The sequence below is a fragment of the Acinetobacter sp. TR3 genome, assembly GCF_027105055.1.
In the GTDB taxonomy this organism is placed as follows: Bacteria; Pseudomonadota; Gammaproteobacteria; order Pseudomonadales; family Moraxellaceae; genus Acinetobacter.
The window spans coordinates 2585951-2612796 of record NZ_CP114264.1 but is presented as its reverse complement, the minus strand read 5'-3'; the positions used below and the strand labels follow the sequence as shown (position 1 = coordinate 2612796).

Below are 26846 nucleotides of genomic sequence, written 5' to 3'. Positions count from 1 at the left end.
TGGAATGTCGATGCCAATGCACGGGAGCTAGTCGTTAGCTGACCATTTGCATCTTCAGTAAGATCCACCAATAAATTTAACTGACCCACAAGTTGGCTTAGTTGTAAATCGATGTCCATTGTTACCCCTTAATTCAAATCTGAAAAACCGTTATGTATGAGGTCGGTAAGGGCATGATGTAGCTGCCAGCTTAATTCTGAATTGCTCATAACAAGGATCGCTTGCACTGAACTTAGGCTTAAAAGTACGTTTTTATCCGTGAACTGGTAGTCAGTATCAATGCGTAAATGTGATTCTTTTATGCTCATACAGAATTGTTTGTATGTTATATCGCACTGTAACATTATGTAAAGATTTCTAGCTGTCATTCCAATTCTTCGTTTTGAATCATTTGCAAACCTAAATCTAGTAAGTTTTCCTTTAAAAACATTGAATTGAATCTTATTAATATCATTTTTCATTGTTTATCATCCATAAATATAATTTTTAATTGTTCAGGCGTATGCCAGTACGCTGGCGTTATGCTGCCTTGTCGCACGTAATAGATTTGTCGAATTACATTAGCAGAATGCTTTATCCATTGCTTAATCCGTGGGTCATCTAAAGCGATATCTAGCTTTGCTTGTCGTAGTGATTTATAGAAACGTTGGTATTCGAGTGGGTAGTGCAATAGATCTGCTTCAGCAGCTGGAGCATGTTGTGGTTGAGCAGCTCCAGTGATGGTTTTTTCAGGTGTTATTGGTGCTGGAAGTGGCTCTTTGGCAACTTTGGCTGGTGGTTGCTTTGGTATGTCTTCAGTTACTTGTGGTGCAAAAATTTGCTGAAGCTTTTTATAGTCGATGCTGTAATAGTTGGTACGTGTCCACTTACAGTCATTTAGTTTTTGAATAATCAGAATGCCTTCCACTTCAAGCTTTTTAATGACTCTTTTAATCGTAGAAACACTATAAAAGCCGATGCATTTCACCCATTCATCTAGGGTGTGATACCAATATTTTTTCTTGTTGTGTTCGACTTTAGCTTGATTGAGCAAGATGTAATGAAGCTTTTGAATAAAGGTCGCTGCTGCCATGCCATACGCTTTTGCAAGCGTAGGCGAGGCAATCATATTGAACTCATTTTCTATTTCTAGAAGTAAGTTATTTTTAGCCATGAGCAGACCCTTATACTTTTAAAAGGATAAGTGCCGTGAATACGAAGGCTAGAAAACCCAATGTATCTAATAATTTTTTTCGATTGAGAAGTTGCTTCTGGCGAAGCTGATAGGCGACTGGATCGTGTACTGGTGTGTGTTCGATAATTTGAGATTGAGACGTGCGTGTGTTCGCACCAAGAGAACGTATGTTCATAGCTTTGTCCTGTTTGACAAGTTTTTAAACCTGACACCACCACTTTCCACAATGATGGTGACAGACTGAATAGGGGTGGAAATTTACCGTACAAACAGTTACGGCTGCTCCGAAGAGCACCCTATTCAGCCTGCCAAAAAAGGCATAAGCCGAATTCTACGCAAAAAAATAGCCCAATGGCGGACTTTTATGCGCCTGTTTGTAATTTTCAGGTTTCCACGCCTGCACTTAACCTTTTTTGTTAAGCTGTTAACAATGTAACTTTGTTGAGTTGTTAAGTCAATAACAAGATGAGAGAATATAAAAACAATAAAATTTAGTATTTTTATTAATAGGTTAAAGAAAATGAATAGATTAATTTTTCCAGTTTTTTGCATTTTTTTGTTTATTGGTTGTTCAGATCAGTCCAATCCTCAAGTCAATGCTGAGCAGTTTTCTGATGAAAATACAAAAGTTACTCAACATGATGGCGTTATTGAAGTATCACCAATTGAAAATAAAGAAGAGTCATTTAAACAGGTTGATATACATAGCGATAAGGAAATTATTAATAGTGCTGGAGTTCCAGTGCTTAAAACTATAGACAGCACAGATTCAAATAATAAGCCTAAAAAGATTTATAAATTTGCAGATTTCGGTACTCAATTAGAATTGAGCAAAGATGAGATTATCATTGGCTGGATTGTTGCAAATGATACCGAGTCAGCAAAGGTTAAAAGTGCTGAGAGCGTCAGAATTGCCCAGCGTCTAGCTAATTCATTGCTTGGTGATGAAGCTGTTCAATTGGTTGATAAGGTCACAGCTGGCGGTGATGGTGAAACTGTGACGCTGAAAGGCTATAGAGCATCGGTGTCAAATTGTATCGGTGGTATGTGTGTATTGAAAATAGATCGTTGATTAGATGGTATTAAAAGCACTTATTTAAGTGCTTTTTTTATTTTTTAAATTTATATATTTCGAGACTAATATATTTATTATTCTATTCATTATTTCTATTATAGAAGAAAAGTTCTTTTTGACTCATTTGATCAGTTCACTATGATCTCATTGATCGTTTCATAATGAGCTAATGATATAAAACAATTACTTAACAAAAAAGGGAATCAGTTATGATTCCCTTTTCTATGTTCTACATAAAGCTTTATAGCTGCTTCAATTAAGTCACCTTGTGACATATCAAACTCTTTTGAATACTTACTTATATCATCAATAAGTGTCTCCTTGAGTTTGTAGCCTTTGGGTTTTAGACCTCGTTTTGTATCACTTTCTTTCTGTAATTGCGTAGGAGTTTTAGCCATATATACCTCTGTTGCTTCGTACCAAATAATGTTCTAAAATTGATTTAACTTGGAGAGGCTAGGTAGCTGTAACTACCTAACCCGTTCTCTTAGTTAGCTGATCTGCTGATCAACACTAAGAGGATGATGATGATGATTTTTACTAAAGTTCCCATCTCATCTCTCCAAGAGTTACTAGCATCTAAGACTGCTAGGTTGTCTATCAAGTACCTCACTTGATAATCATATTATAGGTGCACCTATAATAAAATGCAAGATTTATTTTGAAAAAAGCTCATATTTATATGGGCTTTTTTTATTAATTTTTTTATAGAAAAATATAATAATTCGCTTGCTTTCGTTCGCACACAGAGCGAATATGTGTTCACGGTAAGCAATAACGCAAACCTTTGAAAATTAACCAAAAACGCCTAGATGCGTAGGGAATTTTAGAATGTCAGTATTACGTGAATTAATCGAAATCAAAAACGAAATTGACTCAGCTTTAAGTGATTTAAATGATATATCTGATGATATAACTGAGGAGCTTGTAGGCTCAATATCATTTTTAGATGAAGCTCAGCACGCATTTAAACGAATGATTAAAGAGAAACGAGTTGAAGTAGAAAATGCTGTAAGTATCTTAGATAGATTATTAGATTTAGGAGATAACACATATTATTCAGAATGGAATGATCTTATTAAGCAAGTTGAGCGAGATAAGGAAACATTAAATGATATAATAGATATATAAAATAAAACCCCGAAAGGGGTTTTTTATTATCATTTATTTTAAATAGAGCTTGCTTTCAATCTTGAATGGAGCGAATATGTGTTCACGGTAAGCAATAGTGCAAGCCTTTGAAAATCAACCAAAAACGCCTAGATGCGTAGGAGATTTAAGATGTTAAATAACTTAGAAAAAATTTATGATCAGTTAGATAATTTAATGGAGATCAGAGATAAGTTTAAAAAACTTAACGATGAATCAAAAAATATTATTCCAGAGTTAAATAACTTGTTTGAAGATGCCGTAATTGCAACAGATATTGATTGTAGAGAAGCGAAAGAAGGAGTTTGTGCTTTGCAAAGTATATTAAGAGAAGTTCAAAACATGAATTCAGGCTATCAGAATAGTGAAATTAAAAAATTAGTTAAAGTGGCTGATGAGTATTTTAGAAATAATAAAGAGTATTAAATAAAACCCCGAAAGGGGTTTTTTATTATCATTTATTTTAAATAGAACTTGCTTTTGTTCACGTACAGAGCGAATATGTGTTCACGGTAAGCAATAATGCAAAGCCTTGTAAATCAACCAAAAACGCCTAGATGCGTAGGAGATTTAAGATGTCAGAATCAACTATTATTGTTAAAAATCAAGTTAAACGTATTAATGATAAACTAGAAGATATTAAAAAATTAGTTAGTGAAATTGAAGAATGCGAGCATCACTGTAAAGCTCACGAAATTTGTTTTACACATGTTAATAATGAGCTAATCAAGATTATTCAGTTTTTAGACCAATAGATTAATTTAGAAATAACCCACGGAAGTGGGTTTTTTGCGTTCCGTACTGGAGAGTTTTATGAAAGATGAAAAAGTGATTTTAAATAAACGTATTCAAGTCTATCTTAGCGATGAATCTAGAGCAGCTCTCATACGATTGATGGGGCAATCTGGTCGACCTAGTGAGACCATCAACCAACTAATTATTGATGCTGATAAGCTTGAGCAAAGCAAAGCTAAAACTTAAACGCTGGCTTCAAGTTCAAGGTCAGTTTTGAATCCACTTGAGCTGTAATCATGTGTTGCTTTAGAAACGATCCATTTAAGCTGATCTATCTGTTTTTTGAAACCAAGTAAAGTAACAGGGGTTTCAGTTGAAACTTCTGGAATACCGTATGCTGTATTGAAAGTAAATTTTGCTTTCTGGCGTTGTTTCTTTGACATTTCTGCGTCAGCTGCTCGCTGTGCTTCATCTTTCGATGCAAATGTTCCTTTTAATACTTTTGTCTTTGTATTTGCATCATCACCACCGCCTTTCACTTCTGGATTTCCTGAAGTGACTCGTTTTTTTGTTGCTTTTCCATGATCTGTATAACGTGCTGAAACGCCTGTATAGTCGCTATCTCTATCTTCCTCACTGTAATCATATTGATCACCATCATTTTTAGTGATTGTGATGCTGGGAAGTTTCTTTCCTGAAGCGGTTAGTCCTGAACCTGCTTTGAATATAAGTAGTTGTCCCTTCTTAACTGTCATTTCAGCACCATTTTGTTGTGCCAAACGTCTGAGAAAGTTCAAGTCTGATTCATTGGTTTGATCAATGTGCTGAATGTTAATTTTTGCAAGCTCATTATTTATATTGAGTTTGAGATTATTTGCACTAGCAATACTTTTTGCAATTTCACCTAATTTTTTTTGATGAAATGATTTGCTTTTTTCAGTCTTGATGTTGCTTTTAAAATTTGCTGCTGAAGCTCGAATAGTCAGTGTATCAGCAGGCCCACCCCAGCCACATTCATCAACAATAAAATCGCCTTTGTCATGCATGGAATGTCCACGCCACCCGAATTTACAGTTGATTTTTACCCCTCGTTTTGGAAAGTCTAATGCGCCATCACTGTCATCGAGTGATATTTCTAACTGATCTGCTTCATCCGCACGATTATCTGTGACTTTGACAGATATGATTCGAGCTGTAATAAGTGCATTTAATGGCTTGTCGTTGGCTGTTAGTATGCAGATTGGTGTTCTCATGGTTGATCATCCGTATGTGTTAGTTTGATACTGAAGTCAATTTTTCGGGAAACACCGACATCGATAAAGGTGTCTTTGTCTTCGTCAATAGAATCAATTTTGTAGACACCATAAATATAACCGCTGCCATCTATCAAAACATAACCATGACCTTGATCTGCCATCGCTGCCAATTCATCAATGCTTTGTCGTTTACCAAAGCCGTGTTCTTCATAGATTTTTCCTTTCAGCGTGACAACGTCATCACCCACACCCATAAATTGCACAGCATCTCGTCCTCTAGCGACTTGATTGCTTGCATATTTCCATTGGCGTTGACGTTGTAGTGCATCAAAGCTGAGAACGTCAGTCGTAAACAGGAATTGTCCTAATGCCATTAACATTTTTTAGTCCTTACGTTCTATCACTGAATGTTCGTCGTTGAGCAGCTGCTTGAGCACTTTGTTGTAGTTTCAGTTTTTGCTCAACGATTTGTCCGACTTGCTTCGGATCTGTTACGCCTGTGATGGTGATATTGGGTGCTGCAAAATGGTTAGTTACAGGTGCAGCAGCAGCTCCAGCAGCTTTTAGCGGTGGAATGACTTGTGCTTTTAAAGGCTTAGTCTGTGTTGTTCCAGCATTACTTGTATTTGTGGTATTAATATTCGAAATTTGTGGAATATTGATACCAGGTATTTTGTTTGCCAGTCCGATCAACAGATTGATCTTCTCAATCGCAGCTTGAATTTTTGATGTGAAGAAATTACTAAAAGCTGTTCCCCATTCTTGTAGTTTTGATTTGATTGCATCAATTGCACCAGTAAACCGTTCTTTGATTCCTGCCCACAAGTTCTGAAAGAAAGCAGAGATTGGTTGCCAATTTTTAATGATTAGGAATGCTGCAACGGCAAGCAATCCAATCGCAAGTAGAATCGGCGCAAATGGTGCGACAAAAGCCCATGCTGCGATAGCATTGCCAATAAAAACGATTCTTAGAGCATTTAAAAAGACCAAGATGCTTTGTACTGCTGCAACGGCTGTGAGTGCTGTTTTCATTGCAATTAATGCTGCAACAACGATGCTGAGCCACATCCCCATTGTATGACCGTAGTTGTTTGCGTTATTAAGCTGCTCATTTGTTGCTTGCATCGGTGTTAGAATTTCATTGATGACACCTTTGAATGTTGTAAATGCTTCACTGAGCCAGTTTACAAGTGTTTGCAATGGAGTAAATTTTGCTTTCAAAGTCTCCCAAAAATCAGAAATGATTTGCTGCGTTGTTGCAAAACCATCTTGAAAGCCTTGTACAAAACCTGTGATGAATGCACCAATAGGCTGTCTAAATTGATAGATCAGACGTATTACAATCGCTAGTCCAGCAATCCAAAGTGTGAATGGATTTGTTAAAAGCGACATGACGAGTAATCGAATTGCAACACCAAGTAATGGAAATGCACTGCGAATTAAAATAAAAATATGACGTGTTAGGTATTTGATTGCTGTCCAGTAAGCTCTGAACTTTGTTGGTAATTTCACACCAAATTTATCTGCAATTGCATTCAACACAAAGAATGCAACACCCAGTTTGGTGATGCCTAGAATGATTGCAAATATTCCACTAAACATTAAACTGAATGTGTAGCTTATTCCCATTGTTGCTAATTTTAGAATAATTAGCTTTTTGATAATGTTGGCAATCTGCCTGATTAATTCAGGATTTGCTTTAGCCCATGTGCTAACTTTTTCTGCAATTTCACTAATACGATTGACCACTTCTTTGATGTCTGGAGCGATGGCTTCAACAATAGATACCATTGCATTTGTGCCAGCACCTTTGGCTTGATCCCATAGATTTGTCAGTGTACTTAACTGTGCATTGATACGAGTCTGCAAGTTAGCCTGACGTTTCATCTTTGCAATAGTGTCGTTATAACCAGCCTGTCCTTTGTCAATCAACAAGTTCAGAATTTGGATATTTTCTGCATCATTACCAAAAATATCAGAGATGATCGGTAGTCTGTCTTGGGTTGAGAAATTCTTTAATTTCTCCAACTCTTTGAACATTTTGTCGAGACCGCCAAATTCACCTTTGCCATCACTAAAATCCATTTTTAGTTTTGTGCCAGCGAGTGCTTTGTCGATTTTTCCCTGATCAAGCATGGCTTTGAATGTTTTACTAAGGGCATTTCCAGCACTACTTAAATCTGACATACCACTTTGATCTGCCATGACTAAAAGCGGTGCCATTGCATTTGCACCCTCTAAACCAAGTTGCTTGATGGTTTTCATGCCAGCTCCTAACTTAGCAAAACCACCTAACATATTGCTTGGATCGACACCTAAGTATGATGTGCGCTGGATTGTATCCATTAAACTGAGCATGTCTTTTTCGGCAGTTTGTGTTGCATCTTGCATTTTTGCTGCAAATTCGGCTGCTTGATCGAATGGCATTTTGAGAAGTACTGCTAAATTACCAGCTGCTTCTCCAGTCCCTCCCAGAATTGATTTAAAGCTAATACCTTGTTGGACTAGCGTTGCCATCATCAATTGGAAATCGGCATTAGTGCCTGGTAATCGTGATCCGAGTTTAGTTGCGAGTTCATTAATTTGTTTGAACTCGGATGCAACTTGCCCACTGGTATCCATCATAGAGACTTTGAGCTTCATAGATGCATCTTCGGCATCTGCAAAGGCTTTTAATGGAATAGAAGCTGCATATCCAGCACCAATTGCACCAATTGCCATACTTTTTGCATCTTGGCGTAGAGTTGCACGATGTTCTTTTAAACTATTGTTGACCTGTTGTGTTTTCTGGTGGAGTGTAGCCAACGTTCTGGTTATACGCTGATATTCATTATTAACAAGTGTGGCTGCTGTTTTAACAAGCTGAAATTCACTGCGTTGTTGTCGCAGTGAATTGTTGTATTGATTGTTCCGACCAGAGCTCATCGTTTGATTGAGTTGCTTGATAGTATGAGTCAACTTTTCAATACTATCGTTATTGAGTTCTGATTGGTTTTGTATTTGCTTTAGTGGACGTGTAGCTTCATCCACAATTTGTAATACAGCACTTAAATTAAGTTGGCTCATGACTATCCTTAGTCTTGCTCGGCTTGTGTGCGAATCCTTGCACGTTCATGCCATTGCATTAGTTCCTGAAGGTCAAGTTGATCTACAGGAACAGGCATCCAATAAAACGTTACTGCTAAATCGGCGATTACATCGTCGACGGAAGTTGGGATTTTTGTTTTGCACTCAGCAAAAAATTTGTCACTTCCAGTGTGAGTGCTGTTAAGTCAGACACTTCGAGATTGTTAAGCTCGGTTTCATTTAGTGATGGGTGGGTGATACGTGGTAAAAGTTTAAATAGAGTGTCCACATCCCATTGCAATACAGATTGAAGGCTTAGACCTCGCAGCGTTCCAGATAGCGGTTTAATGATTGAAACAGATGTGATGATTGTGCCAGCACGGTCAATCGGTTGATCTAGTGTTACTGAACGATGATTTGGGTTTTCGATCGCTCGTGCGTTTTCGATTTGAGTTTTTGTCTTTTCCATTTTTCTATCCTTAGAAAAAAAATAAAGTAAAAGTTGGCTTGTGATTACAAGCCAAGTAAGTTTTTGAGTTGTTGACCTAAGTCATTATCGCCAAATCGTTCAATGCCATTGATGAAATCGAGTTCACAAGTAACTTGACCATCGACTTCGAGACGATAATAGCTGACTCCATATTTAATTTTATGTTCAGTTTTTTCGCCATTTTTGGTATTGCCTGGATCAAACTCATGCGCATTTCCTCGCATGTAAATCTCTACATTTTGTTTTGTGCACGTATCTTGTCGTTCGTAGATACCAACAAATCGAATCGGCAGATCTGAAGCACCACAAATCCCCAGTTGGCTATACTGAAGTGGATCGAAACCAGCGTATGTGATTTCACATTCCATTTTTTCATAGCCTAGTGTTAAGGCAACATCACCGATCATGCCAGCAGCACGGTGGTCTTCAGTTTTCTTTGTAATTTTTGGCAGTGTTACTTCTGAAGCAATACCAGCCCAAGATACTGAATTTGTAAAGACGTTAAAGTTATAAAGCGTACGTGGTAGCATTTATGCAGCCTCCTCAATGCCCGAACCAGTGATTAATTTACTGAAATCAATCATAAAACGGCCTGTAATACGTTGATTCAATTTTAAGTTCTCCAAAGGTGGAATCGGCGTGTAGTCATAGTCAATGCACAGCATTCCGTTCATTAAACTTTCAGTAGGGTTTAATGATGGATCGAACCAAACAGATCCGCCCATTAAACGACGTTCTTTACCTGTTGAGAGTCGACGTAAGAATGCATCGATTGAATCGATGATGTCTTTTGCCAAAAATGGTGTAAGCACTTGATCAATAAAAGGGAAGCATGCTTCGATGATGCTATCTTTAATCACTTGAGCTGTACGAACGAAAACTTCAAAAGCAAAATTTGGGTCTGCTGAAGGAGTACGGTTGCCCCAGAAGCGGATACCGTTATGTTGGATCATCGTCGTGATTTCATGACTATTTAGATATCCAGCATCTGTATCTGGATCTTCTAAATCCCATGTGACAACTTGGCTAATACCAGTTGGGCCGATAAGAACAACGTTTGAAATTGATTTATGCCAACCGATTGTTTTATCAAGATGGGCACGGGTTGCAGCTGCTACAGCAGCAGCATTTAGGATGCCATCTCCATAAATTGGCTTTGGTGTAACTTCAGGCATAAGCCTTCTCCTTGTTACTAATTAGATCTAAATGATCATTCCATTTGAGTACAAGTTAGCGATTTGTGCATCTGTTAGTGCATAGTCGAAAACTGACATATCAGACATATAACCACGCAATCCATAGCTGCTATAGTCATTTGACATTGGGAAAAAGAAACCTTCACCAACTTGTTCTGGCGATGATTCACCATGAACTGTATTCACCACACCATTAACTGTTAGCGAGTATGTGTTTTCATCAGCATTTTTCCGCCAAACAATAAAATTAGATTTTCCAACCATTTGTCCAAAATTTTCGGAAAAAGTTTGATTCTCACTTTCTGGTGAGTGCGCTAGTAGTGGGTCATTTCCGTACGCGATCAATCTAAAGTTGTTGTAACCCATTGTTGAGTTTAATACGTATGTAACTAGCCAGTTATATTGCTTTGCACTTATTGGTTTACACCAAAATGCGATTGTACAAGACTTACCATTACCAGCTAATTTTCGAAAGGTATCGCCTGCAACTGTATCACTTACATAGCATTGAGCTGTTCCTGATGCTGAACTTAGATTAAAACCTAATCCACCTTTTGAACCTTTTCTTAAAATGTCGCCTCGATAGTTGATTAATGATGTTTTTTGAATCTCTCCATTAAGAACTGAACCTGAAGAATCATTAAGAACTGAACCTTCAGTTTCATCCATCAAGTAATAAGCGACAGGATTTAATGCAAGAACTGCTGGTGTATATAGATCCTGATCAATTGAAGCTAAACAGAATGTTAAGCTTCCATCATTATGTTCTAGGAATGTTGGGTTCTCTTCAGTATTTGCAGTAAAACTTGTAGCAGAAACAGGAACCAATTTTATTCGATGAGGAATATTATCAATATTCTGAATAGTCATGACCCCATCATAGTCACCAGTTAGCTTGCTGCCGTATTGGGTCAAAACTTGACTTAAAGCAGGACCAATACTCCCAGTCGCTACAGGTATCTCCATATCATCAACAAAAATGTTCCAGTTACCTGCGATGTAACTAAAATTCATTACGTTTGTTGCCCCCTCACAGCTTATAGCCATGGGGGGAATTACTCCCCCGAGTCTTCAACTCCAAGCAATACATTGCCACTAATTAGTTCAGGGTAAAGAATCATTAATTCACGTTCACCCAAAGAGTCACGATAAGCTACAGCTGCTTCCTTCGTTGCAAGAATGTTTCCATTTGCATCACGTGGGGTTACATAGCTAAAGCCACGCAACTTTTTATTCACTGAAATTAATGCTTGAACTACATCTGGCGTTTCGACATCTGGAGCAATGTTAATTTTTGGCGTAATGCCAAGAATAGACTTCGCTGTTAAAAGTGCTTGAATGCCTGTACGTTGACCTGAAGGCAGTGTGCTGCCAATAACTTTACTATCATCTAATGAGATTTCATCGCCATCAATTGTGAATGGATCTGGAATACGAACAACGACAACAGTTGTATTGACGATCGCTTGAAAAGTCTCAAGAGTTCGACGTAAATTCCCCTCATATCCAGCTTTTGCAATTCCAGCATTCATATTACCGAGACGAACTGGTGTATTCGCTGGGAAAAAGTCTGGATCTGCATCATCTGCAAATGCGACTAAACCGATGACTGCAGTCGCAGTCTCTTTTACATATACAAGTCCTGAACTTGGTTCATTTCCTGTTACACCGTGATGAAATGTCATATTCAATCCTTTGAACTAACAGTTAAAAATTATCGCTTAACATAAATTTTGTGTATGCCATCGATGCTTCCAGCGGGAAACGGAGAGCCATGCGTTTTGGTTACTGCCGATAAATAGTAAGCGACTTGATAAATAATGGTTTCGTTACTCGCTGCTTCGATGGTTCGCATCGAGAAAGGAATTTGAGTAACGATATTGCCTGTCGCATCAATATCACCTCGCACGACTGAAGACGTTGAAACCACATAATCACTTGGCGTTTCAATCGTCTGTTTACCGACTTCAATCGCAATCCAAAGCTCAGTGTTAGGATGATCAGCAAACAAAGCACGATGGTAATGTGGGACGTGATTTTCAGGTGTAGCAAAGGTTGTATCCGAGTTGAGTGCGATATAAAGCGCGGTGTCACCATTTAAGTATGACCACTCAGAAGCTGGGAAAGTAGAATAATCAATTGGTGTTTCTGTTGAGACAGAACCATTCTCTGATGAATTGGCTGCATTAACAGAAGACTGATATCCGACAGGGCTAAAGGTTTTCACACGATCATCAACATAAACTGAACCACGATATTCGGCATAACTATCATTCCACGGTTTACCGTGAATGCGGACTTGTGCATAGTCTCCTTTACGCAAATAAAAAATGTGTTTTACATATTCAGCGAAACTAGTGTCATGACGTTCCCAAATCAAAGTCTCAGCGATCATTACGTCATTTTTATCGAAGATGCGTAACTCTAAATAACCATCACCCTCAGGTTGACAATAAATTGCTAGGAGGAAATATCCATAAGCTCTAAAGGGTTTAAAGGTTGCCGTTTCGTCATGCACGTTCCACCAACGTATGCTTTTGTTAAACATCGAGTTGGCGCCTGATTCACCATTCCAACCAAAAACACAATTTTTATCATCAATAGCCGTGTTTGCACTGGCTGACATGGGGAGGTCTACGCCAAAAGTTGATGCTAAAAGGTATTGAGGATGTGGGTTGGCAGCAGTTGCATGCTGTAAGAGTAAACCCAATAAATAATTTATAGATTCATCAAGCACGATATCAGTTGCATATTGCGGATGTGGATCTGCTGCTGAGGTATGTAGTGTGATTTGCTCAAGTACCCAGCTCTGACTAGCCGATACTGGATTTATTGCTTGAACTAAAACTTGGCTGCCCTGGTCTGGTTGAATAACAATAATGTACTGAATCTCACCAGCTGCTCCTTCAGCTAATTGTGGTTTATAACCACCATGATAATTTCCAATATAGACAAGCTTGCCTGTTGAGTCAGTTAAACCAATTTCATGAACATTAAAACCACCAACGTTATTGCCAACAAGCACACGTACTTCAACTTTAGTACCGACTCTTTGAACACTTTGAATAGCTACTGCTGCTCGCTGGTTAATTAGAGCTGTTCGGCTTTTGTTTGAAATAGGGTCATAAGGTGAGCCATTGGCATCGCCCATGACGAAACCTGAAAGCGTAATGCTTTCAGTCGCATGGGCTTCAGCGATGAGCGATAAGCCGTAATCTGTAGGTGTTACATAATATACGGCTGCCATTTATTGCATACCTTGTGCTTTAACATCTAATTGAGCATTGAATTGGGTCGTTGTATCAGCAAAGGCAATTTCAAGCCAAATCCGCGAAAATTGACCTTCATAACCATAACTAGAAAAATCAGCATCTTGTGTTAATACGATTTGACCTTCTTTGATAATGCTTAAATTGACGACAGATGCAGAAACTTTGGTGATTGAAGCTGTATAGCCTGTACCTAAAGTTGTGATACTAGTTTGAGCACCTAATGAGCGACCACTAAATAAAATAACGCTATCATTATTTTGAAAATGAAAAATAGTTGCACTATCGTCACTCCAACTTCCGACTCGTTGACCATAGTCAGCACAAAGCATAAGTCGAGTTAAACCAACTAAAGCCAGATTAATGTCGATCGAAACTGTTTCACCGATATTTAATGTACGAGATACAAATAGTGATGGAATGGATTCAACAGGGGTTTGGTTTGGCTGTTCAATCAAACCGCCTGTGTAAGTGAGTACGCCATCGTTGAGCGTTGCATTTGTCAGTGTCCAGCCGTTACTTGGTTGATTACCATCAACGGCTAAATCAAAAAAATTAGTAGTACTCTCAAGCATTGGAATACCAAAAATCGAACCAATATTCATGATCACTGGTTTATTGGCTTCAAGATTCACCAACTTCGCTGGGTAATTTGAGTATTCAATAGAAATACTTTGATTAATCGTTGAAGCAAGAATCAATTTTAATGAATTATGTTCTTGTGAAATATTACTAATATTTGGTTTGAACTTCAGACCACTTCGCTCAAGCCCATCATTGAGTAATACAACTGTTGCAGATGCGATCGTATGATCATGTTCATTGCTTAGAACGAGATCCGTTGGATTGTGATGTACACACACAAGTGTGTGCGGTTGAAATGATCCAATTTGAACAATTTTTTCTTCAGTATTTGCAAATTGATCAATTAGAGATTGCATTGCTGTCATATTAATATTCCTTATTAATTATTGACTTGTTAATAAAACTTGTTCGCCAGTTATAACTGCACCAGCGATGATGAAATTGCCTGTTGTTTTTACATTTGCATTGACACCATAAAGATCGCGCTGCGACTTAGTTGAGTCGACTGCTGTATGGAGCTGGGCAAGTTGATCGATACTTATGATCGTGGTTTCAGAAACATTAATGACGAATGTATATGGCTGTCCTTTTGGTGTTTGTTGATGCCAAGCAACAATTTCATAATCAGAAATGACAGTATTGATTAATGCTTTTAACGATGCTCTTGTGCCACGCTGCGCATTAAAAATCTTTGCATCTTGAATGGCTTTTCGCTTTTGTTGTTCTGTCCAGTTTGGCTGCCAATACTCGACTCTGTGTTCCCATGCAAGCCACGGCAAATGTGATTCTGGGCAATCGCTGAAGCGATTTAGCTCAATAAATGGAACAGCTAATGTTTCAACTCGAGCAGAACTGTATTCAAGGCTTTTTTCAAGCTTGGTCGAATTCGGTGGCAGTAAGCTAGACATCTCTAAACTCCGCTGCTTGGATATTTCGACTTACACAACGCCCATAACGGCTATTTGGAATGACAATATCCTGAAGAGGGGAGTCTAAAATTACTCGTTGAACACCAGCTTGATGTAGTGCCCCATAAATTCCGCTGCGTGTCACATCGAAGCCGTTATAGCTGACTTGCTCTAGATATTTATTGAGCTGCTTATTTGACTCAGCTAGTACAACAGCAGAGTCTGGACCCGAAAATAAAACGAGTGTCGCATTGATACTGAAGTCGAATGGCTCAGATGCTTTTACTAAAACTTCATCTGTTGCTGGTCGTTTTGTTTCTGGATCTAATGCAGCATCAACTTGATTTAACAAGGCTTGCGGTGCAATTACAGATGAATGACTTTGTACCCAAACTTCGACTTGACCAGCATTGTTTGTAATTAAGCTGATATCTCTTACATCACCATCCGCAGAAAGGGCCCAGTATTGATATGCGCCTGTTGATCCAGCAGCAGCTCGTTCTGGTGCTAATTGCACACGACGACGAAGCGCATCATCTGATTCATAAATAGCTTCGGTGGGAGGTACAACATTTGAATTTGCTGGCTGTATAAGTAGACGATAGACATCGCGATTAGCAGCCAAATGATCCAAATCAGAACCAACCGCATAAGCAAGTGTAAGTGCTTTTGCTTTTGAATTAATTTCATGTGTTTTCAGTAAAATACGATATGCGAACGTTTCAAGCAGCTTCACCACTGGTTCACTTTCAAGATTGATCGTTTCAGCCATTGCTGGATAACGTTCTAAAAAGTCAGCTTTGCATAACGCAAGTTCGGCTTCAAAATCCAAAGCTTGCAATACATTCGGGTATGGCAAATTTGATAAATCGACGCGAGTAATATTGCTCATGCAGCTGCTCTCAATTCAAAGCGATCAACATAGTTAATGACACGCTGATTAAATGTTGTTGTGCCGACGAGTTCGAGTTCCCAAATACCCACATCTTCAAACTTTATAATTTGAATTTTAGAAATTTTTACTCTTGGTTCAAATCGAATCAAAGCTGTAGCCGTTGCACTAAACAAACGAACCTTTGTTGCTTCATTACAGGGCTGATCAATTAAGTCTGGAACGATTGAGCCGTAATTTCGTCTGCAAATCCTTGTGCCGACGAGTGTGGTCAAAATGTCTTGAATTGATTGTCTGATGTGTAAAAGGTAGGGCGTAGCATCATCGATGCTGCGCCCTGTCGTGCGTGACATCCCTATCATTGTGGTACTCCACTAACTTCGTTACCACTACGAATTCCCGATGTTTTGTGATTTTTCAAACTGATACTGCCAGCTTTGACATCCTTGTCAGAGCTAATCTCATCCTGAGCACGTACCTTGCCTGTAAATTCAACTTCTTCAACATCGAAAGTGAGTTTTTTTAGTTTGAATGTTGCTTCCCCAGTCTGTTGATCAATCAAAAGTGAACCAGCAGGGAAGTCCACAATAATTTCATCTTCAGTACCAGATATGCCATCGTAATCAGTTGGAATTGCAATAATGGGAACTGCATTTCCTAAATTTCCTGACTCGGAAATAATGGCAAACTGCTCGCCCTTAGATGGGCATCTCCAAATTTTCAGAGCACCCCAAGCAAGCGCAGGAATTTTCACCCAGTCCGTTTGATTTTCGCCTATCTCTAAACGCATTTTTTTATTTGCAGCATCAACTTCGAGAACAGTCCCTGTACTCGCTACATTGTTTAGCAAACGTGCATTTTCGGAATCTGACATATTCAAAAATCAAAAAAAAACCCATGAAAATGATCATGGGCTTTTTGAAAAAATATTTCTAATGTCCAAAGTCCGAATAGAACGTATTCGGACTACTTAGGTGCAAAGTTGGTAATGATCAGTTCATTACCCAATTGCTCATTTGTTGAAGTCGCATTTACAGACCAGCGGATTTTCTTTTCAATGAAATAAAAGTCTGCAAAAATTTCTCTGACCTGAGGTACATCATTCAAGCTGAGAATAAATTTTCCTTCAATGTTCTTTAAAATGTCACGAAGTTTGATGAAATCATCACGACTGAAAATGTCATTACCATAATATTTTTCACACTGATAATAGGGTGGATCTAAATAAAACAGCATGTCTTTATGATCTTTTTGTAAGATCAAATGATCATATGATAGATTTTCGATCGTAACTCGTTGCAAACGCTGATGAATCGTTTGTAAAAACTCTCGAAGATCTTCTCCAAGTTTTAGATTACCTGGTCTGATCGTATGGGAGCTAAAACTTGGGTTATGAATACGTGCACCATAACAGGTTCGCAATAAATAATAAAAGCGAGCTGCTCGTTGAATGTCAGTCAGTGATTTCGATTCTTCAGATCTTGCACGTAAAAACTCATCTCGACAAATCAATTGCGTTTCAAATTCTTTCACCAAAGCATCGGGATGATATTTGAAAACACGGTATAAGTTGATTAGATCGCCATTAATATCATTAATAGTTTCACCGTAACTCGGTGTCTTCTTAAATAATACCCACGCTGCTCCAGCGAAAACTTCGCAATAATATCGATGTTCGGGCATAAGTTCGATAATGGTACGAGCCAATTGTGATTTACCGCCAAGCCAGCCACTGAATGAGCGTCCAGATGGGTTATAAGTGACATTGCTTTCGTTCTGGTTGTTTACCTTTGCTGCTGACATTTACTGTCTCCGTTTGCAGCTCTTGGCTGTCTGACCTGACGCTCGAGGCGTTCCAGTGATTTAGCACCTTACATCGAGGGCATTTAATAATAATTGTTATAGGTTTATCTTCAACTTGTGCGAGTAGTCTTCCGCATGTGCATCTAAAATCTCGCATTATTTTTTACTCATAAAATCAAGGATAGTGGTTTTGATCCAGCTCACGTCATCATCACTGAAACCAACAAGTTCTCGTTTTGCGTAAGCTACAGGTTTTGCAATCGGTGATGGTCGTCGAGTGAGTGCGTACTGGTGGATTCGTGCAATCTTGGCAGTACGGTGTGCAAAACCAACTGCTGCATGATCTTTTGAATAATCTGTTTTTATATATGCATTGATTCGCTGGAACATAGCTCCAGTTCTGCGGATATTCCCGATCTGATCACGTTTACGAGGAATGAATTTTGTACCATCTGGATTTTGTTGTTGTTTTATACGGTCACGCATACGTGTTCGTAAGCCTTGTGCTATGACTCGCATCAGCATTCGCATTTCTGTTGAGCTGAGGGATAATGCAAGACTATCTAACCAATGGTTTAAGGCTGAAAAATTCATTTTTCCACAAATCCATGCTGATCATCCCAAACAGGTGTTGGGCATATTGAATATGTTTCTGGTGTTACGTTTAATTTCTCTCTTTGCGGAAAGTCAATTTCAAGATCGAATGTGTTTGTATCAATAACTTCGCTGCTGAAACTTAGTTCAATTTCATTTATTTGGGTTGTATCAAGGTGTCGATTGTTTTCTCTGAGCCAGTTTTTAATTAAGGCAAGTATGAGAATTGGATCTATACGACAATCAAGAAATAATAGCCGAGCTGTATAGTTTAAATAGCCACCAACATAGCTGCCGTTGATAATAAAAATATGTATTTTATCGTCAGTCAAAATAGGCTGTTTGTCTGTAATATAACTTTTTAGCTCGGCTAGTTTTTTCATGCGTCATATCCTTAAATGACTACACGATTGGCAATCCAACCGAAAAAGAATTGTTCTTGGGATGGATTGCGTTCACAGATTTCAATGTAGCGGTTACCTTGCAAAATATTCAGAACTTTGCAGATCGTAGCTGTACCTTCTGTACCACGTTTATTTAAGTAGGTGCGTAATGCAGCCAGAGTCGCTTCACCATAAATTCCATCAATGGTCAAATCAGCCCATCCGCCTTTACCTTGATTATTTAAAAGATTGAGCGCACGTTGTAACAATGGCTTTGCAAAGCCAACGCCACAATTTACACCTGTATCTAACAATTCTTCAGCCACTTCTGGTGAAATATTATTGATTTGATCAAATCGTGGATTGAGCCAATAAATTTTTTTATAGATCTGTTCAGCAAGAGTACGTGGTAAATCTTGCATAGATCCTTTATAGCCGAATGAACGAGCGACTGATTCTGTAATACCGTATTTTGTAGCACCACCACGATCTGCTGGATTATTGACATAACCACCTTCACGATCAATCAAATCTGCGAGAAGCTTATCTATATTCATGACTCATCCTTGTCATTTTGATAATTTGATCCAAAAGTCTGATCATATTTTTCAGAAAACTTCTGATCGACCCATTTTGTGCCTTTAAATCCGATGACACCGCCTAAAAAAATGCCAACTTCATTGGGCAAATTTATCCAGGATAAACTGCTTGAAATCGCAATCGTCAGAAGTCCACAAATAATGGCTTCCAGCCAATCGACCTTTCCATATTTTTTTGCTGTACGAAAAACTGCGATAAGTACAGTCAAAATAAAGCTGGCAAAGATCCACCAGTAACTCATGAGAATGGTATACAACCACTCAAAAAATGTTTGGTTTTTCCACGGCATAGATATTCCTTTATCTAGTCCCAAAGTTTTAGGGTTTCGTTCGTTGCTGCCTTGATATAGTCGGGCAATAAGACTTGTTGATGGGTTGCTAAAATTACATGGTGTAAACGTGGATTGAGTTCCATGATTTCAGGTAAATAGAGTGCAGATTTATCGCCATATTCACGATATGCAACAGTATCAAGTGTGTCGTTCTGCATTGCTTTGACGATCCGTGTCATAGCAATCTCACTCGGTTACGTTTGCGATTTGTCAAATCAGCAATCGCATAATTCACATTGCGACGAAGACTCGTTACCTTATCCAGACCATTTTCGCCACGTATTTGACCTGTAGAACTTGTATCAAAGTCTTTATTATCTTCAGCGATCACAGCAGCAGCTTCATTACAAACAGCACGTTTATAAAATCGTGTTTGGTCTACAGTTAAAGGTGCAACGAGGTAATGTTTACCGATTAATTGGTTATTGACCGTGTCCATTGCAGCTTCGATGTTTGAAGCTAATAATTCATTGCCTTTTGATGCATCTAGACGTACTTCGCTGAGTAGTTCAGTCACACTAATGCTTGGATAGCCTTCACGTGGGTTTTGAACTACGGTTTCAGACAATGAATTATTGAGCAGCATAGTTCACCTATTCGCTTGAAGTTGGTGAGCTATCAGATGATGAACCATCTGTTGAATGCGTATCCATAACATTGGGAGCGGTGGACACAGGAGTCGTCGCATCAACCGAAGTTGTTGTTACGTCCTGTGAGTCGCTCGGTTTGTCGTGGGACGACTCGGTTGTATTACGTTTAAGTAGACGCTCCAGTTGTTCGATATTTTTCTTAACACCTGATTTGTCATGCAAACGTAATGCATTTTTAAATGCTTCTAAAGCTTCGGCTGGTCGAGATTCTGAAATGGCTAGACCAAATGCTTTGTAAATTTTGGCATGTGCTTCATTTACAATATCTTCACCACGAACCAGCTCAGTAATGGATTCTAGAACTGATGCATTTTCTACGCCAAGCTCTACATCTTTAATGCAAGCTTCAGCGACATTTTCTGCAAGTACTTCAGCGACGGTGCGTTTGAATTTTTCAGGCATAACCATGCCATTCAAAATTCCATGCTGACCAATTTGAAGTGCTAGTTTGAAATTGTCAGTATCAATAGCCCATGCCATTAAATACATCAATGCAGTATTTTGCTCGGCTGGTGATTGAGCCAGTGAAGCATCAATAAAACCCTGAAATTCAGGAAGCCACAGCTTCTTGAATTCCACTTTTTTATCAACAGCACGAATATTGCTAAGTTGATCTAAATAGCTTTGCAATCGAAGTTCAATATTCTGTTCAATAATTGAAACAGAGCCATCCGTATTCTGCTGAACAAGTGATTCAACAGTTTGATCAGAACCTGAAGCGAGATCCACGGCAATTTGCTGTTGAGATTTTTTAAAAAGATGTGAAGGACGTTGAGCTTCACGTTCTCGCTGAGCTTTCAACACCAATTGTTTTTCACGGTGTTGGCGCATATTCAAACCAATATCACGACCCATTAGGCTTGTACCTCAATATTTTCTAACAATACGCAGAGGTCGTAATCTTCAACGACATAATCTTCATTAATCGATTGATAGTCGACATCACGATCCCAAGCTGGTTCTACAACAATGCTACGCACCAATGTTCCTGATTGGAGGTAAATAGATAAATTCTTTAATGTTGTGATAAAGATGGTATTTTCAGGAAATTGCGGTGGTAAAACTGGTTGCAAGGTACCCAAAATTTGATTTGCGTAAATTGTACGTGCAGCAATTTGTTCTGTAGGATCTTGTGTGCGATCGAGAAGAGGTAAGTATTTCTCAGCAATAACACCACTACCAGTAATCGCGACTAAATCTTTGCGTCGACGATATTGAGGTGCAATAAACGTTTGAATGGCAGTTTCAACTAAGCCATCTAATGTCTTGTATTCACCATTTGGACCGACAGTAATTTTATGACCACCATTCCCATCTGGCGTGATACCTGAATAAACTTGTTCAGGAGCAACTTCACGGATGCGTTGCAACCAACCACGTTTTACATCCTGTAAGAGTGGAAAAGCTTCACGATCTGAATTGGCTGCTCGATAAATACCATTAAAGCCGATAGTAATCTTGTCTAGAGCAATCGCATTTGTGACCATTACAGCAAGATTCTTTTTAAATTCGGGACGGTGGCGCCATGCATTTAGTAGTGACCATTTATACGCAACATCATAGTTCGTTTGCGTACACAAATAAGAATCTAGATGTTTTGTTTCACCAACAGAAATTGGACGTCGAGGTCCTGTTCGAGTATCGGTTGTGCTTGCAATGGTTGTACCAACGCCCATTCCAATTTTTTCACCAGCTTGATTATCGACTGGATAAATATTGATTTGACGAAGGAAGTCATCGCTTTCTTGATAAGCTGCAATGATGCGTTGTTCAACAGCAGGGATAACCGTGAAATTTTCACGAACATTCGGAACGCCATTTAAACCAGCAATATCATTTTGATATTGAGTGAATATTGCTTTCGTTAATGCGTTTAATACAACTCGTGCCATGTTAATTAAGTCCTTTTATTTCATTGCGTTTGTTACTAATTTTCATCCTGAAAAGTTAGTAAGGTGTAGCACCACCTTGAACATTACCTGGTGCAGGAGGAGGTGTATTGACTGGCGTTGTTGAAAGCGTTTGTAACGACTGTTGCAGGGTATTGAGCTGTTGTTGTAATGGTTGTAATGCTTGATTAAATGCATCAGCTGGATTAGAAAAATTTTGAGGTTCTGGTGGTGTTGATGGCGGAACAGCTGGAGCTGGAGCAGGACTTGGAACAGTTGCTGGGGGTTGCGCAGTATGGGTAGAAAGACCATCTAGTTTTTGCGTAATTTCGACTTTAAATTCTGCAAACCCATTAGCAAGATCTGTAACTGCCTTTAATGCAACAAGAACACCTTGAGCAACTGTATCATCTTGTGTTTCAACTGGTTTCGGTTTAGGCGACATCAGTTCCTTAATTTGCTGCAAGAGTCCTTTATTTTCATCTTGCGTATTTTGTTCACTCATGAAGATTTCCTTATCTGGTGAGGTTTTTACGACATTTTTGTTTGCTGAAAATTTGATTGCTTCAGTATTGAGACAGTTAGGATCATCCGTAAGTCCTAAACCAACTTGATACGCTTTGCCAGAATTAGCAAAGTTTCGATAGAACTCGATTGATGGGTAAATTTTCTGACCAGCTTTGTTCAGTGAAATAAGATTCGGGAGAGCTGAAATTGTGTTGTATAAACACATCAATCCGTTCTCTTCAACTGCTTCCACGCTGATGATGTCACCGTAAGCATTAAAAGGAGGTTCTGGAGACCAACCTTTAATATGCTCAACATTGATGCGCCCACCGTAGTATTCAATATTGTAGGTTGATGCCATTTCAAGTAATTCTTGGCGTTCTAAAGGGCGACCATCAACGGTTTGTCCTTCTCTTGCAACTCTGAAACGTTTTTCAACACGGCCTTCGCCTGGTAAAGCAGTCATCTTTACTCCATTAAATTCTGAGTGCTTTGAATAGGCTTTAAGTTTGATGTTTTGGTGAAAGGCTTTGCAAATGTCAAAAGTCCGAATAGAACATATTCGGACTTCATACTTTAGTTAGAAAACTAGCATTAACGTTTAATAACGTTATGGAAACACTATTAAGTCCCACGGATGGGGCACCCTCATTTTTTGATGCAATGACATCACGCCAGAAAGGGCGACTTTTGTTCGCTCAAGGCTTATCTGTCTCCGAAATTTCTACTTATATTAGCGAAAAGCGATCAACTGTTGAAAGTTGGAAACAACGAGATGGTTGGGAAAAAGCAGATATTTTCGATGATGTAACTCTTGGGTTACGTGCTCGCTTTCTTACGTTAATTTTTAAAGAGAACAAAAGCAATGCTAATTATAAGGAAATGGACTTCCTTATGCGAATGCTTGAGCGATCTGCAAAGATTGAACGTTATCGGTCGGGTGAAGGTAATGAAGTTGATCTGAATCCGAAATTGGCAAATCGTAACAAAGATGCCAAATCACGTAAAAAGAAACTGAAGAACCAAATCACACAAGAACAATTCGAGATCCTCGAAAATACATTCAAAGAGATTTTCTTTGACTTCCAGCATGAATGGGGCAACACGATTGAAAAATCGGAAGCTGAAATATTTATGATGTTGAAGTCACGACAGATTGGTGCAACTTTCTATTTTGCTTTATGGGCATTAATCGACTTATTAAAAACTGGTAAAAACAAGATTTTCTTATCAGCGTCAAAAGCTCAAGCATTCCAGTTTATCGAATATATCCGTGCTTTTGTTCTTGAAACTATCGAGCTTGAATTAACTGGTGATCCGATTGTAATTAACGGCCCACAAGGTCAAGCGACAATTTATTATTTGGGGACAAATGCTCTAACTGCACAAGGCCGTCATGGTGATGTTGTCATTGATGAGTTTTTCTGGATTCGTAAGTTTGCAACTTTCCAAAAGGTTGCTGGAGCGATGGCATCTCAGAAAATGTATAAAGAAATATACATTTCAACGCCCTCGAGCATTCTGCATGATGCTTATGCATTCTGGGCTGGAACAGATGGTAATCGGAAAAATAGAGTTGAAATTGATGTTAGTCATTCTGCACTAAAACGACCTCAGGTATGTCCTGATGGCAAGATCCGCCAAATCGTGACGCTAACTGATGCAGAAAATGCAGGATATGACCGGTTCAATCGTGAAGCATTGAAACGCAGATATCCTGATGATGAATTCCAGAATTTGTTTGAATGCCAGTTTATTGATGACACTGGATCATACTTTCCGATGTCAATCGTTGAAACAAACATGGTTGATTCTTGGAATGTCTGGAAAGATTTTTATCCATTCCAACCTAAGCCATATGAGGGTGAAGTCTGGTTAGGTTATGACCCTTCGTTCACTGGTGACAATGCAGCACTGGCAGTTATTGCTCCACCGAAAACATCTTTAAGTCCGTATCGTATTCTTGAAATACATCAATTCAAAGGTTTAAAAGCCAGTGAACAGGCATTAAAAATCAAGAAGATTTGCGAGCGTTATAATGTGGTGTTTATTGGTATCGATAATACAGGGAATGGTATTTCTGTTGCAGAACATGTCTCAAATTTCTTCCCTAGTCTAAAACGACTTAACTATAACCCTGAACTAAAAATCAGAATGGGACTACGTGCTAAGGAACTGCTAGAAAGAAGACGATTGCAATTTGATGCTGGAAAATTAGTAATTGCTAAATCTTTTTTATCAATTAAGAAAGCTCTTACAAGTGGGCAAGGTCATAAAACACTTGTGACAACTCGATCAGCCGAAACAGGTCATGGAGACATTGCTTGGGCAATCATGAATGGACTCGAAAAAGCACCGATTATTGACATCACAGATGTGAATATCAGTAAAGCTAAGAAAACAAGGATCAAGGTATATCAATCATGAATCTACCAAGTTTAATTAAACAGCCACTCCAGAAAATTGGGTTCTTTCAAGATCGAACACCAGTCAATATAGAGCCTCCAAATAGAAAAATTATCATGGGTAATTTTGGAGATCCTGAGCCTGTATTAGATGGTCAAACTTTATTTCAGTACGGCCATTGTCCCCAGTGGCAAGAATGGTATGAGCTTCCATATGATATTGAAGCAACATCAAGACTGTTCAGAGCTACAAGTCATCACACCAGTGCTTTGATTGTTAAGCGTAATATTTTAAGCAGTACTTTCATTCCACACCCATTATTGAGTCGACAGCAGTTTAATGCTTTGGCGTTGAACTTATTACTTTATGCAAACACTTATGCTCATCTAGAACGAAATAGATTTAACGGAATAATTAAGATTACAGCACGACCTACTTTAGCAATGCGTCGAGGTCTTGATCTCAACCGTTACTTCCAAGTTACACAGTATATTAATAAGCAATTTGAATTTGCTCCCGAAGATATTATTCATATTTATGAGCCAGACACACAACAAGAAGTTTATGGAGTTCCAGACTATTTAAGTTCAGTGAATGCAATTTTGCTGAATGAAGCTGCCACTCTATTTCGTCGTCGTTATTATAAAAATGGTGCTCATGCTGGTTTTATTCTACATATGACAGATGCTTTACAGACTCAAGAAGATGTGGACGATCTGGAATATGCAATGGAAAATTCAAAAGGAGCAGGGAATTTTAGGAATTTATTACTCTATACACCTGGTGGAAATAAAGATGGTGTAAAAGTGATTCCGATTGCTGAAGTTGCTGCTAAAGATGAATTTTATAATATCAAGATTGCAAGCCGTGATGATCAACTTGCAGGGCATCGAACGCCACCACAATTAATTGGGGTAGTACCTCAAAATGCTGGTGGGTTTGGTGATATTGAAAAGGCAGCAAAGGTTTTTTATTACAACGAGATCCTGTATTACCAAAACATGCTGAAGTCAATTAATGATCGAGTTGGCTTTGAAGTAGTTAAGTTTGATGATTATGCTTTGATTGATACACTGAAGAATCCAGCTTAAGCTGGATTTTTTTTAAGTATTTTGCCTATATTACACATGGAGTTTGGACATCCAATTATAGCATTAATTTATCCTATCTATTTAATTTTATTGTATTAATTGCATATCAAAAAGAAACTAATCCCTAATCCCTAATCCCTAATCCCTAATCCCTAATCCCTAATCCCTAATCCCTAATCCCTAATCCCAAGCTACTAGGCTGAAGCACTGATCACTAAGTCTTAAGCGTTGAAGTTTTCAAATAAAGCACTGGTCTGGTCACTGTGCGCGCGCAATTGTCTCCACGCCACACCTGCCCACTAAATATAGCAAAACAGATGCAATTGCATCACTACCTGAAAGGGAGACGTGCTGTGGCTTAGATGCGGAAAATAACTCAACAGAAGTGATGCAGTTTGATGCGCACTGATGCAGAGAAATCATCATATCAGTACTACGAGTCCAAACTTGGGAATCAAAGTCATAATATTGAATAAAAAATACTCACAAAAAGAATGGATTTATTGAAAAGAATCAAAAAATGGATTTAGGTTACACACCCTTATTTTACTCATATTTTTTAATTAAGTTTTTGATATTTATATATTTAATTTATAACCTTTTATTGGTTACATGAGGTTATGAAAGTTATAAAAACCCTATAATCTCTTTATAAAACATTAGCTTATGAGGTTATGCCTTGTAACCTTTTTTTTAGGTTACATGTAACCAATAAATAACCTTTATGTAACCTTTTAAAAGTCAATATTTCTTATTAATTTATAGATAGTTAGGTATATATATTAAATTTCATAACC

At 38.4% G+C, this 26846-nt stretch carries 37 protein-coding genes; 7 read left to right on the top strand and 30 right to left on the bottom strand.

Translation table 11 applies throughout. The features are described 5' to 3' along the window. Positions 1-128 precede the first annotated feature (128 nt). From O1449_RS12390 to O1449_RS12380, 3 genes are read right to left on the bottom strand one after another with little or no spacing between them, the layout of a single operon-like run. Positions 129-461: a hypothetical protein gene (locus O1449_RS12390; protein ID WP_269228756.1), complete on the bottom strand. Its 333-nt coding sequence runs from the start codon at positions 459-461 to the stop codon at positions 129-131. After that, positions 458-1153: a hypothetical protein gene (locus O1449_RS12385; RefSeq protein WP_269228755.1), complete on the bottom strand. Its 696-nt coding sequence runs from the start codon at positions 1151-1153 to the stop codon at positions 458-460. Before O1449_RS12385 ends, O1449_RS12390 begins: the two co-directional genes overlap by 4 nt. 10 nt (positions 1154-1163) lie before the next feature. Then, positions 1164-1349 carry a hypothetical protein gene (locus O1449_RS12380; RefSeq protein WP_269228754.1) on the bottom strand — a complete coding sequence of 62 codons (186 nt, stop codon included), beginning with the start codon at positions 1347-1349 and terminating at the stop codon, positions 1164-1166. Between the two features lie 345 nt (positions 1350-1694). Between O1449_RS12380 and O1449_RS12375 the strand changes: the two genes are divergently transcribed. Next, positions 1695-2246, top strand: coding sequence for a hypothetical protein (locus O1449_RS12375; protein WP_269228753.1), 552 nt, complete (start codon positions 1695-1697; stop codon positions 2244-2246). 206 nt (positions 2247-2452) lie between these two features. Here the strand turns inward: O1449_RS12375 and O1449_RS12370 are convergent, their stop codons facing one another. Next, positions 2453-2647: a hypothetical protein gene (locus O1449_RS12370; protein WP_269228752.1), complete on the bottom strand. Its 195-nt coding sequence runs from the start codon at positions 2645-2647 to the stop codon at positions 2453-2455. Positions 2648-3080: 433 nt separating this feature from the next. On the opposite strand from O1449_RS12370, the gene O1449_RS12365 reads away from it, so the two are divergent. The 4 genes from O1449_RS12365 (at position 3081) to O1449_RS12350 (ending at position 4379) form a co-directional block, all read left to right on the top strand. Then, complete coding sequence (locus O1449_RS12365; RefSeq protein WP_269228751.1) at positions 3081-3380, top strand: hypothetical protein; 300 nt, start codon at positions 3081-3083, stop codon at positions 3378-3380. A 150-nt stretch (positions 3381-3530) separates the two neighbouring features. Next, positions 3531-3824 (top strand): hypothetical protein, encoded by a 294-nt coding sequence (locus tag O1449_RS12360; protein WP_269228750.1) that lies wholly within the window; start codon positions 3531-3533, stop codon positions 3822-3824. Positions 3825-3973: 149 nt separating this feature from the next. Further along, positions 3974-4153, top strand: coding sequence for a hypothetical protein (locus O1449_RS12355; protein WP_269228749.1), 180 nt, complete (start codon positions 3974-3976; stop codon positions 4151-4153). Positions 4154-4211: 58 nt separating this feature from the next. Further along, the gene (locus O1449_RS12350; RefSeq protein ID WP_269228748.1) at positions 4212-4379 is read left to right on the top strand and encodes a hypothetical protein; all 168 of its coding nucleotides are present in this window, start codon (positions 4212-4214) and stop codon (positions 4377-4379) included. On the opposite strand, the gene O1449_RS12345 is transcribed toward O1449_RS12350, so the two are convergent. The 26 genes from O1449_RS12345 to O1449_RS12225 all read right to left on the bottom strand — a co-directional run bounded on the left by O1449_RS12345 (position 4376) and on the right by O1449_RS12225 (position 23018). Further along, on the bottom strand, positions 4376-5386 hold the full coding sequence (locus tag O1449_RS12345; RefSeq protein ID WP_269228747.1) for a contractile injection system protein, VgrG/Pvc8 family: 1011 nt from the start codon (positions 5384-5386) through the stop codon (positions 4376-4378). The genes O1449_RS12350 and O1449_RS12345 overlap by 4 nt on opposite strands. Continuing rightward, positions 5383-5769, bottom strand: a complete 387-nt coding sequence (locus tag O1449_RS12340) for a phage tail protein (RefSeq protein ID WP_269228746.1) — start codon at positions 5767-5769, stop codon at positions 5383-5385. Before O1449_RS12340 ends, O1449_RS12345 begins: the two co-directional genes overlap by 4 nt. 10 nt (positions 5770-5779) lie before the next feature. Continuing rightward, entirely contained in the window at positions 5780-8455 is a 2676-nt protein-coding gene (locus O1449_RS12335) for a phage tail tape measure protein (RefSeq protein ID WP_269228745.1), read from the bottom strand. An 8-nt stretch (positions 8456-8463) separates the two neighbouring features. Continuing rightward, positions 8464-8583 (bottom strand): GpE family phage tail protein, encoded by a 120-nt coding sequence (locus O1449_RS12330; RefSeq protein ID WP_269239714.1) that lies wholly within the window; start codon positions 8581-8583, stop codon positions 8464-8466. After that, complete coding sequence (locus tag O1449_RS12325) at positions 8583-8924, bottom strand: phage tail assembly protein (protein ID WP_269228743.1); 342 nt, start codon at positions 8922-8924, stop codon at positions 8583-8585. The genes O1449_RS12330 and O1449_RS12325 overlap by 1 nt, the downstream gene beginning before the upstream one ends. A gap of 44 nt (positions 8925-8968) precedes the next feature. Further along, a complete protein-coding gene (locus O1449_RS12320; RefSeq protein WP_269228742.1) occupies positions 8969-9475 on the bottom strand; it encodes a phage major tail tube protein in 507 nt (168 codons plus the stop codon). Next, positions 9476-10120, bottom strand: coding sequence for a phage tail sheath C-terminal domain-containing protein (locus tag O1449_RS12315; RefSeq protein ID WP_269228741.1), 645 nt, complete (start codon positions 10118-10120; stop codon positions 9476-9478). Positions 10121-10147: 27 nt separating this feature from the next. Then, complete coding sequence (locus O1449_RS12310) at positions 10148-11188, bottom strand: LamG-like jellyroll fold domain-containing protein (protein WP_269228740.1); 1041 nt, start codon at positions 11186-11188, stop codon at positions 10148-10150. Between the two features lie 8 nt (positions 11189-11196). Beyond that, entirely contained in the window at positions 11197-11826 is a 630-nt protein-coding gene (locus O1449_RS12305; RefSeq protein ID WP_269228739.1) for a hypothetical protein, read from the bottom strand. A 29-nt stretch (positions 11827-11855) separates the two neighbouring features. Beyond that, on the bottom strand, positions 11856-13388 hold the full coding sequence (locus tag O1449_RS12300; protein WP_269228738.1) for a phage tail-collar fiber domain-containing protein: 1533 nt from the start codon (positions 13386-13388) through the stop codon (positions 11856-11858). Next, a complete protein-coding gene (locus O1449_RS12295; protein ID WP_269228737.1) occupies positions 13389-14360 on the bottom strand; it encodes a hypothetical protein in 972 nt (323 codons plus the stop codon). An 18-nt stretch (positions 14361-14378) separates the two neighbouring features. Beyond that, a complete protein-coding gene (locus O1449_RS12290) occupies positions 14379-14903 on the bottom strand; it encodes a phage tail protein I (protein WP_269228736.1) in 525 nt (174 codons plus the stop codon). Next, positions 14896-15795 (bottom strand): baseplate assembly protein, encoded by a 900-nt coding sequence (locus tag O1449_RS12285; RefSeq protein ID WP_269228735.1) that lies wholly within the window; start codon positions 15793-15795, stop codon positions 14896-14898. Before O1449_RS12285 ends, O1449_RS12290 begins: the two co-directional genes overlap by 8 nt. Beyond that, positions 15792-16157, bottom strand: coding sequence for a GPW/gp25 family protein (locus tag O1449_RS12280; protein ID WP_269228734.1), 366 nt, complete (start codon positions 16155-16157; stop codon positions 15792-15794). Before O1449_RS12280 ends, O1449_RS12285 begins: the two co-directional genes overlap by 4 nt. Next, positions 16154-16669 (bottom strand): phage baseplate assembly protein V, encoded by a 516-nt coding sequence (locus tag O1449_RS12275; RefSeq protein WP_269228733.1) that lies wholly within the window; start codon positions 16667-16669, stop codon positions 16154-16156. The genes O1449_RS12280 and O1449_RS12275 overlap by 4 nt, the downstream gene beginning before the upstream one ends. A gap of 92 nt (positions 16670-16761) precedes the next feature. After that, a complete protein-coding gene (locus O1449_RS12270; protein ID WP_269228732.1) occupies positions 16762-17598 on the bottom strand; it encodes a DNA adenine methylase in 837 nt (278 codons plus the stop codon). Beyond that, positions 17549-17755 (bottom strand): Com family DNA-binding transcriptional regulator, encoded by a 207-nt coding sequence (locus O1449_RS16390; protein ID WP_442865259.1) that lies wholly within the window; start codon positions 17753-17755, stop codon positions 17549-17551. Before O1449_RS16390 ends, O1449_RS12270 begins: the two co-directional genes overlap by 50 nt. Next, on the bottom strand, positions 17755-18192 hold the full coding sequence (locus O1449_RS12265; protein WP_269228731.1) for a phage virion morphogenesis protein: 438 nt from the start codon (positions 18190-18192) through the stop codon (positions 17755-17757). Before O1449_RS12265 ends, O1449_RS16390 begins: the two co-directional genes overlap by 1 nt. Next, positions 18189-18575 (bottom strand): phage tail protein, encoded by a 387-nt coding sequence (locus tag O1449_RS12260; RefSeq protein ID WP_269228730.1) that lies wholly within the window; start codon positions 18573-18575, stop codon positions 18189-18191. The genes O1449_RS12265 and O1449_RS12260 overlap by 4 nt, the downstream gene beginning before the upstream one ends. A gap of 11 nt (positions 18576-18586) precedes the next feature. Beyond that, the gene (locus tag O1449_RS12255; protein WP_269228729.1) at positions 18587-19132 is read right to left on the bottom strand and encodes a glycoside hydrolase family 108 protein; all 546 of its coding nucleotides are present in this window, start codon (positions 19130-19132) and stop codon (positions 18587-18589) included. Then, complete coding sequence (locus tag O1449_RS12250) at positions 19129-19464, bottom strand: phage holin family protein (protein ID WP_269228728.1); 336 nt, start codon at positions 19462-19464, stop codon at positions 19129-19131. Before O1449_RS12250 ends, O1449_RS12255 begins: the two co-directional genes overlap by 4 nt. Before the next feature lie 14 nt (positions 19465-19478). Next, positions 19479-19685, bottom strand: a complete 207-nt coding sequence (locus O1449_RS12245) for a tail protein X (protein ID WP_269228727.1) — start codon at positions 19683-19685, stop codon at positions 19479-19481. Further along, positions 19682-20092 carry a head completion/stabilization protein gene (locus O1449_RS12240; RefSeq protein ID WP_269228726.1) on the bottom strand — a complete coding sequence of 137 codons (411 nt, stop codon included), beginning with the start codon at positions 20090-20092 and terminating at the stop codon, positions 19682-19684. Before O1449_RS12240 ends, O1449_RS12245 begins: the two co-directional genes overlap by 4 nt. A gap of 7 nt (positions 20093-20099) precedes the next feature. After that, positions 20100-21011 (bottom strand): phage terminase small subunit, encoded by a 912-nt coding sequence (gene gpM, locus O1449_RS12235; protein ID WP_269228725.1) that lies wholly within the window; start codon positions 21009-21011, stop codon positions 20100-20102. Then, entirely contained in the window at positions 21011-22048 is a 1038-nt protein-coding gene (locus O1449_RS12230) for a phage major capsid protein, P2 family (RefSeq protein WP_269228724.1), read from the bottom strand. The genes gpM and O1449_RS12230 overlap by 1 nt, the downstream gene beginning before the upstream one ends. Positions 22049-22103: 55 nt before the next feature. Then, positions 22104-23018 carry a GPO family capsid scaffolding protein gene (locus tag O1449_RS12225; RefSeq protein ID WP_269228723.1) on the bottom strand — a complete coding sequence of 305 codons (915 nt, stop codon included), beginning with the start codon at positions 23016-23018 and terminating at the stop codon, positions 22104-22106. A 197-nt stretch (positions 23019-23215) separates the two neighbouring features. On the opposite strand from O1449_RS12225, the gene O1449_RS12220 reads away from it, so the two are divergent. Both O1449_RS12220 and O1449_RS12215 read left to right on the top strand, forming a co-directional pair. Then, positions 23216-24979 (top strand): terminase large subunit domain-containing protein, encoded by a 1764-nt coding sequence (locus tag O1449_RS12220; RefSeq protein WP_269238470.1) that lies wholly within the window; start codon positions 23216-23218, stop codon positions 24977-24979. Next, complete coding sequence (locus O1449_RS12215; RefSeq protein WP_269228721.1) at positions 24976-26049, top strand: phage portal protein; 1074 nt, start codon at positions 24976-24978, stop codon at positions 26047-26049. The genes O1449_RS12220 and O1449_RS12215 overlap by 4 nt, the downstream gene beginning before the upstream one ends. Positions 26050-26846 lie beyond the last annotated feature (797 nt).

Bases quoted from the DNA above. Each gene is read 5' to 3' on its own strand.
- O1449_RS12390 (WP_269228756.1), bottom strand. From the start codon at position 461: ATGAAAAATGATATTAATAAGATTCAATTCAATGTTTTTAAAGGAAAA.
- O1449_RS12385 (WP_269228755.1), bottom strand. From the start codon at position 1,153: ATGGCTAAAAATAACTTACTTCTAGAAATAGAAAATGAGTTCAATATG.
- O1449_RS12380 (WP_269228754.1), bottom strand. From the start codon at position 1,349: ATGAACATACGTTCTCTTGGTGCGAACACACGCACGTCTCAATCTCAA.
- O1449_RS12375 (WP_269228753.1), top strand. From the start codon at position 1,695: ATGAATAGATTAATTTTTCCAGTTTTTTGCATTTTTTTGTTTATTGGT.
- O1449_RS12370 (WP_269228752.1), bottom strand. From the start codon at position 2,647: ATGGCTAAAACTCCTACGCAATTACAGAAAGAAAGTGATACAAAACGA.
- O1449_RS12365 (WP_269228751.1), top strand. From the start codon at position 3,081: ATGTCAGTATTACGTGAATTAATCGAAATCAAAAACGAAATTGACTCA.
- O1449_RS12360 (WP_269228750.1), top strand. From the start codon at position 3,531: ATGTTAAATAACTTAGAAAAAATTTATGATCAGTTAGATAATTTAATG.
- O1449_RS12355 (WP_269228749.1), top strand. From the start codon at position 3,974: ATGTCAGAATCAACTATTATTGTTAAAAATCAAGTTAAACGTATTAAT.
- O1449_RS12350 (WP_269228748.1), top strand. From the start codon at position 4,212: ATGAAAGATGAAAAAGTGATTTTAAATAAACGTATTCAAGTCTATCTT.
- O1449_RS12345 (WP_269228747.1), bottom strand. From the start codon at position 5,386: ATGAGAACACCAATCTGCATACTAACAGCCAACGACAAGCCATTAAAT.
- O1449_RS12340 (WP_269228746.1), bottom strand. From the start codon at position 5,769: ATGTTAATGGCATTAGGACAATTCCTGTTTACGACTGACGTTCTCAGC.
- O1449_RS12335 (WP_269228745.1), bottom strand. From the start codon at position 8,455: ATGAGCCAACTTAATTTAAGTGCTGTATTACAAATTGTGGATGAAGCT.
- O1449_RS12325 (WP_269228743.1), bottom strand. From the start codon at position 8,924: ATGGAAAAGACAAAAACTCAAATCGAAAACGCACGAGCGATCGAAAAC.
- O1449_RS12320 (WP_269228742.1), bottom strand. From the start codon at position 9,475: ATGCTACCACGTACGCTTTATAACTTTAACGTCTTTACAAATTCAGTA.
- O1449_RS12315 (WP_269228741.1), bottom strand. From the start codon at position 10,120: ATGCCTGAAGTTACACCAAAGCCAATTTATGGAGATGGCATCCTAAAT.
- O1449_RS12310 (WP_269228740.1), bottom strand. From the start codon at position 11,188: ATGGCTATAAGCTGTGAGGGGGCAACAAACGTAATGAATTTTAGTTAC.
- O1449_RS12305 (WP_269228739.1), bottom strand. From the start codon at position 11,826: ATGACATTTCATCACGGTGTAACAGGAAATGAACCAAGTTCAGGACTT.
- O1449_RS12300 (WP_269228738.1), bottom strand. From the start codon at position 13,388: ATGGCAGCCGTATATTATGTAACACCTACAGATTACGGCTTATCGCTC.
- O1449_RS12295 (WP_269228737.1), bottom strand. From the start codon at position 14,360: ATGACAGCAATGCAATCTCTAATTGATCAATTTGCAAATACTGAAGAA.
- O1449_RS12290 (WP_269228736.1), bottom strand. From the start codon at position 14,903: ATGTCTAGCTTACTGCCACCGAATTCGACCAAGCTTGAAAAAAGCCTT.
- O1449_RS12285 (WP_269228735.1), bottom strand. From the start codon at position 15,795: ATGAGCAATATTACTCGCGTCGATTTATCAAATTTGCCATACCCGAAT.
- O1449_RS12280 (WP_269228734.1), bottom strand. From the start codon at position 16,157: ATGATAGGGATGTCACGCACGACAGGGCGCAGCATCGATGATGCTACG.
- O1449_RS12275 (WP_269228733.1), bottom strand. From the start codon at position 16,669: ATGTCAGATTCCGAAAATGCACGTTTGCTAAACAATGTAGCGAGTACA.
- O1449_RS12270 (WP_269228732.1), bottom strand. From the start codon at position 17,598: ATGTCAGCAGCAAAGGTAAACAACCAGAACGAAAGCAATGTCACTTAT.
- O1449_RS16390 (WP_442865259.1), bottom strand. From the start codon at position 17,755: ATGCGAGATTTTAGATGCACATGCGGAAGACTACTCGCACAAGTTGAA.
- O1449_RS12265 (WP_269228731.1), bottom strand. From the start codon at position 18,192: ATGAATTTTTCAGCCTTAAACCATTGGTTAGATAGTCTTGCATTATCC.
- O1449_RS12260 (WP_269228730.1), bottom strand. From the start codon at position 18,575: ATGAAAAAACTAGCCGAGCTAAAAAGTTATATTACAGACAAACAGCCT.
- O1449_RS12255 (WP_269228729.1), bottom strand. From the start codon at position 19,132: ATGAATATAGATAAGCTTCTCGCAGATTTGATTGATCGTGAAGGTGGT.
- O1449_RS12250 (WP_269228728.1), bottom strand. From the start codon at position 19,464: ATGCCGTGGAAAAACCAAACATTTTTTGAGTGGTTGTATACCATTCTC.
- O1449_RS12245 (WP_269228727.1), bottom strand. From the start codon at position 19,685: ATGACACGGATCGTCAAAGCAATGCAGAACGACACACTTGATACTGTT.
- O1449_RS12240 (WP_269228726.1), bottom strand. From the start codon at position 20,092: ATGCTGCTCAATAATTCATTGTCTGAAACCGTAGTTCAAAACCCACGT.
- gpM (WP_269228725.1), bottom strand. From the start codon at position 21,011: ATGGGTCGTGATATTGGTTTGAATATGCGCCAACACCGTGAAAAACAA.
- O1449_RS12230 (WP_269228724.1), bottom strand. From the start codon at position 22,048: ATGGCACGAGTTGTATTAAACGCATTAACGAAAGCAATATTCACTCAA.
- O1449_RS12225 (WP_269228723.1), bottom strand. From the start codon at position 23,018: ATGACTGCTTTACCAGGCGAAGGCCGTGTTGAAAAACGTTTCAGAGTT.
- O1449_RS12220 (WP_269238470.1), top strand. From the start codon at position 23,216: ATGACATCACGCCAGAAAGGGCGACTTTTGTTCGCTCAAGGCTTATCT.
- O1449_RS12215 (WP_269228721.1), top strand. From the start codon at position 24,976: ATGAATCTACCAAGTTTAATTAAACAGCCACTCCAGAAAATTGGGTTC.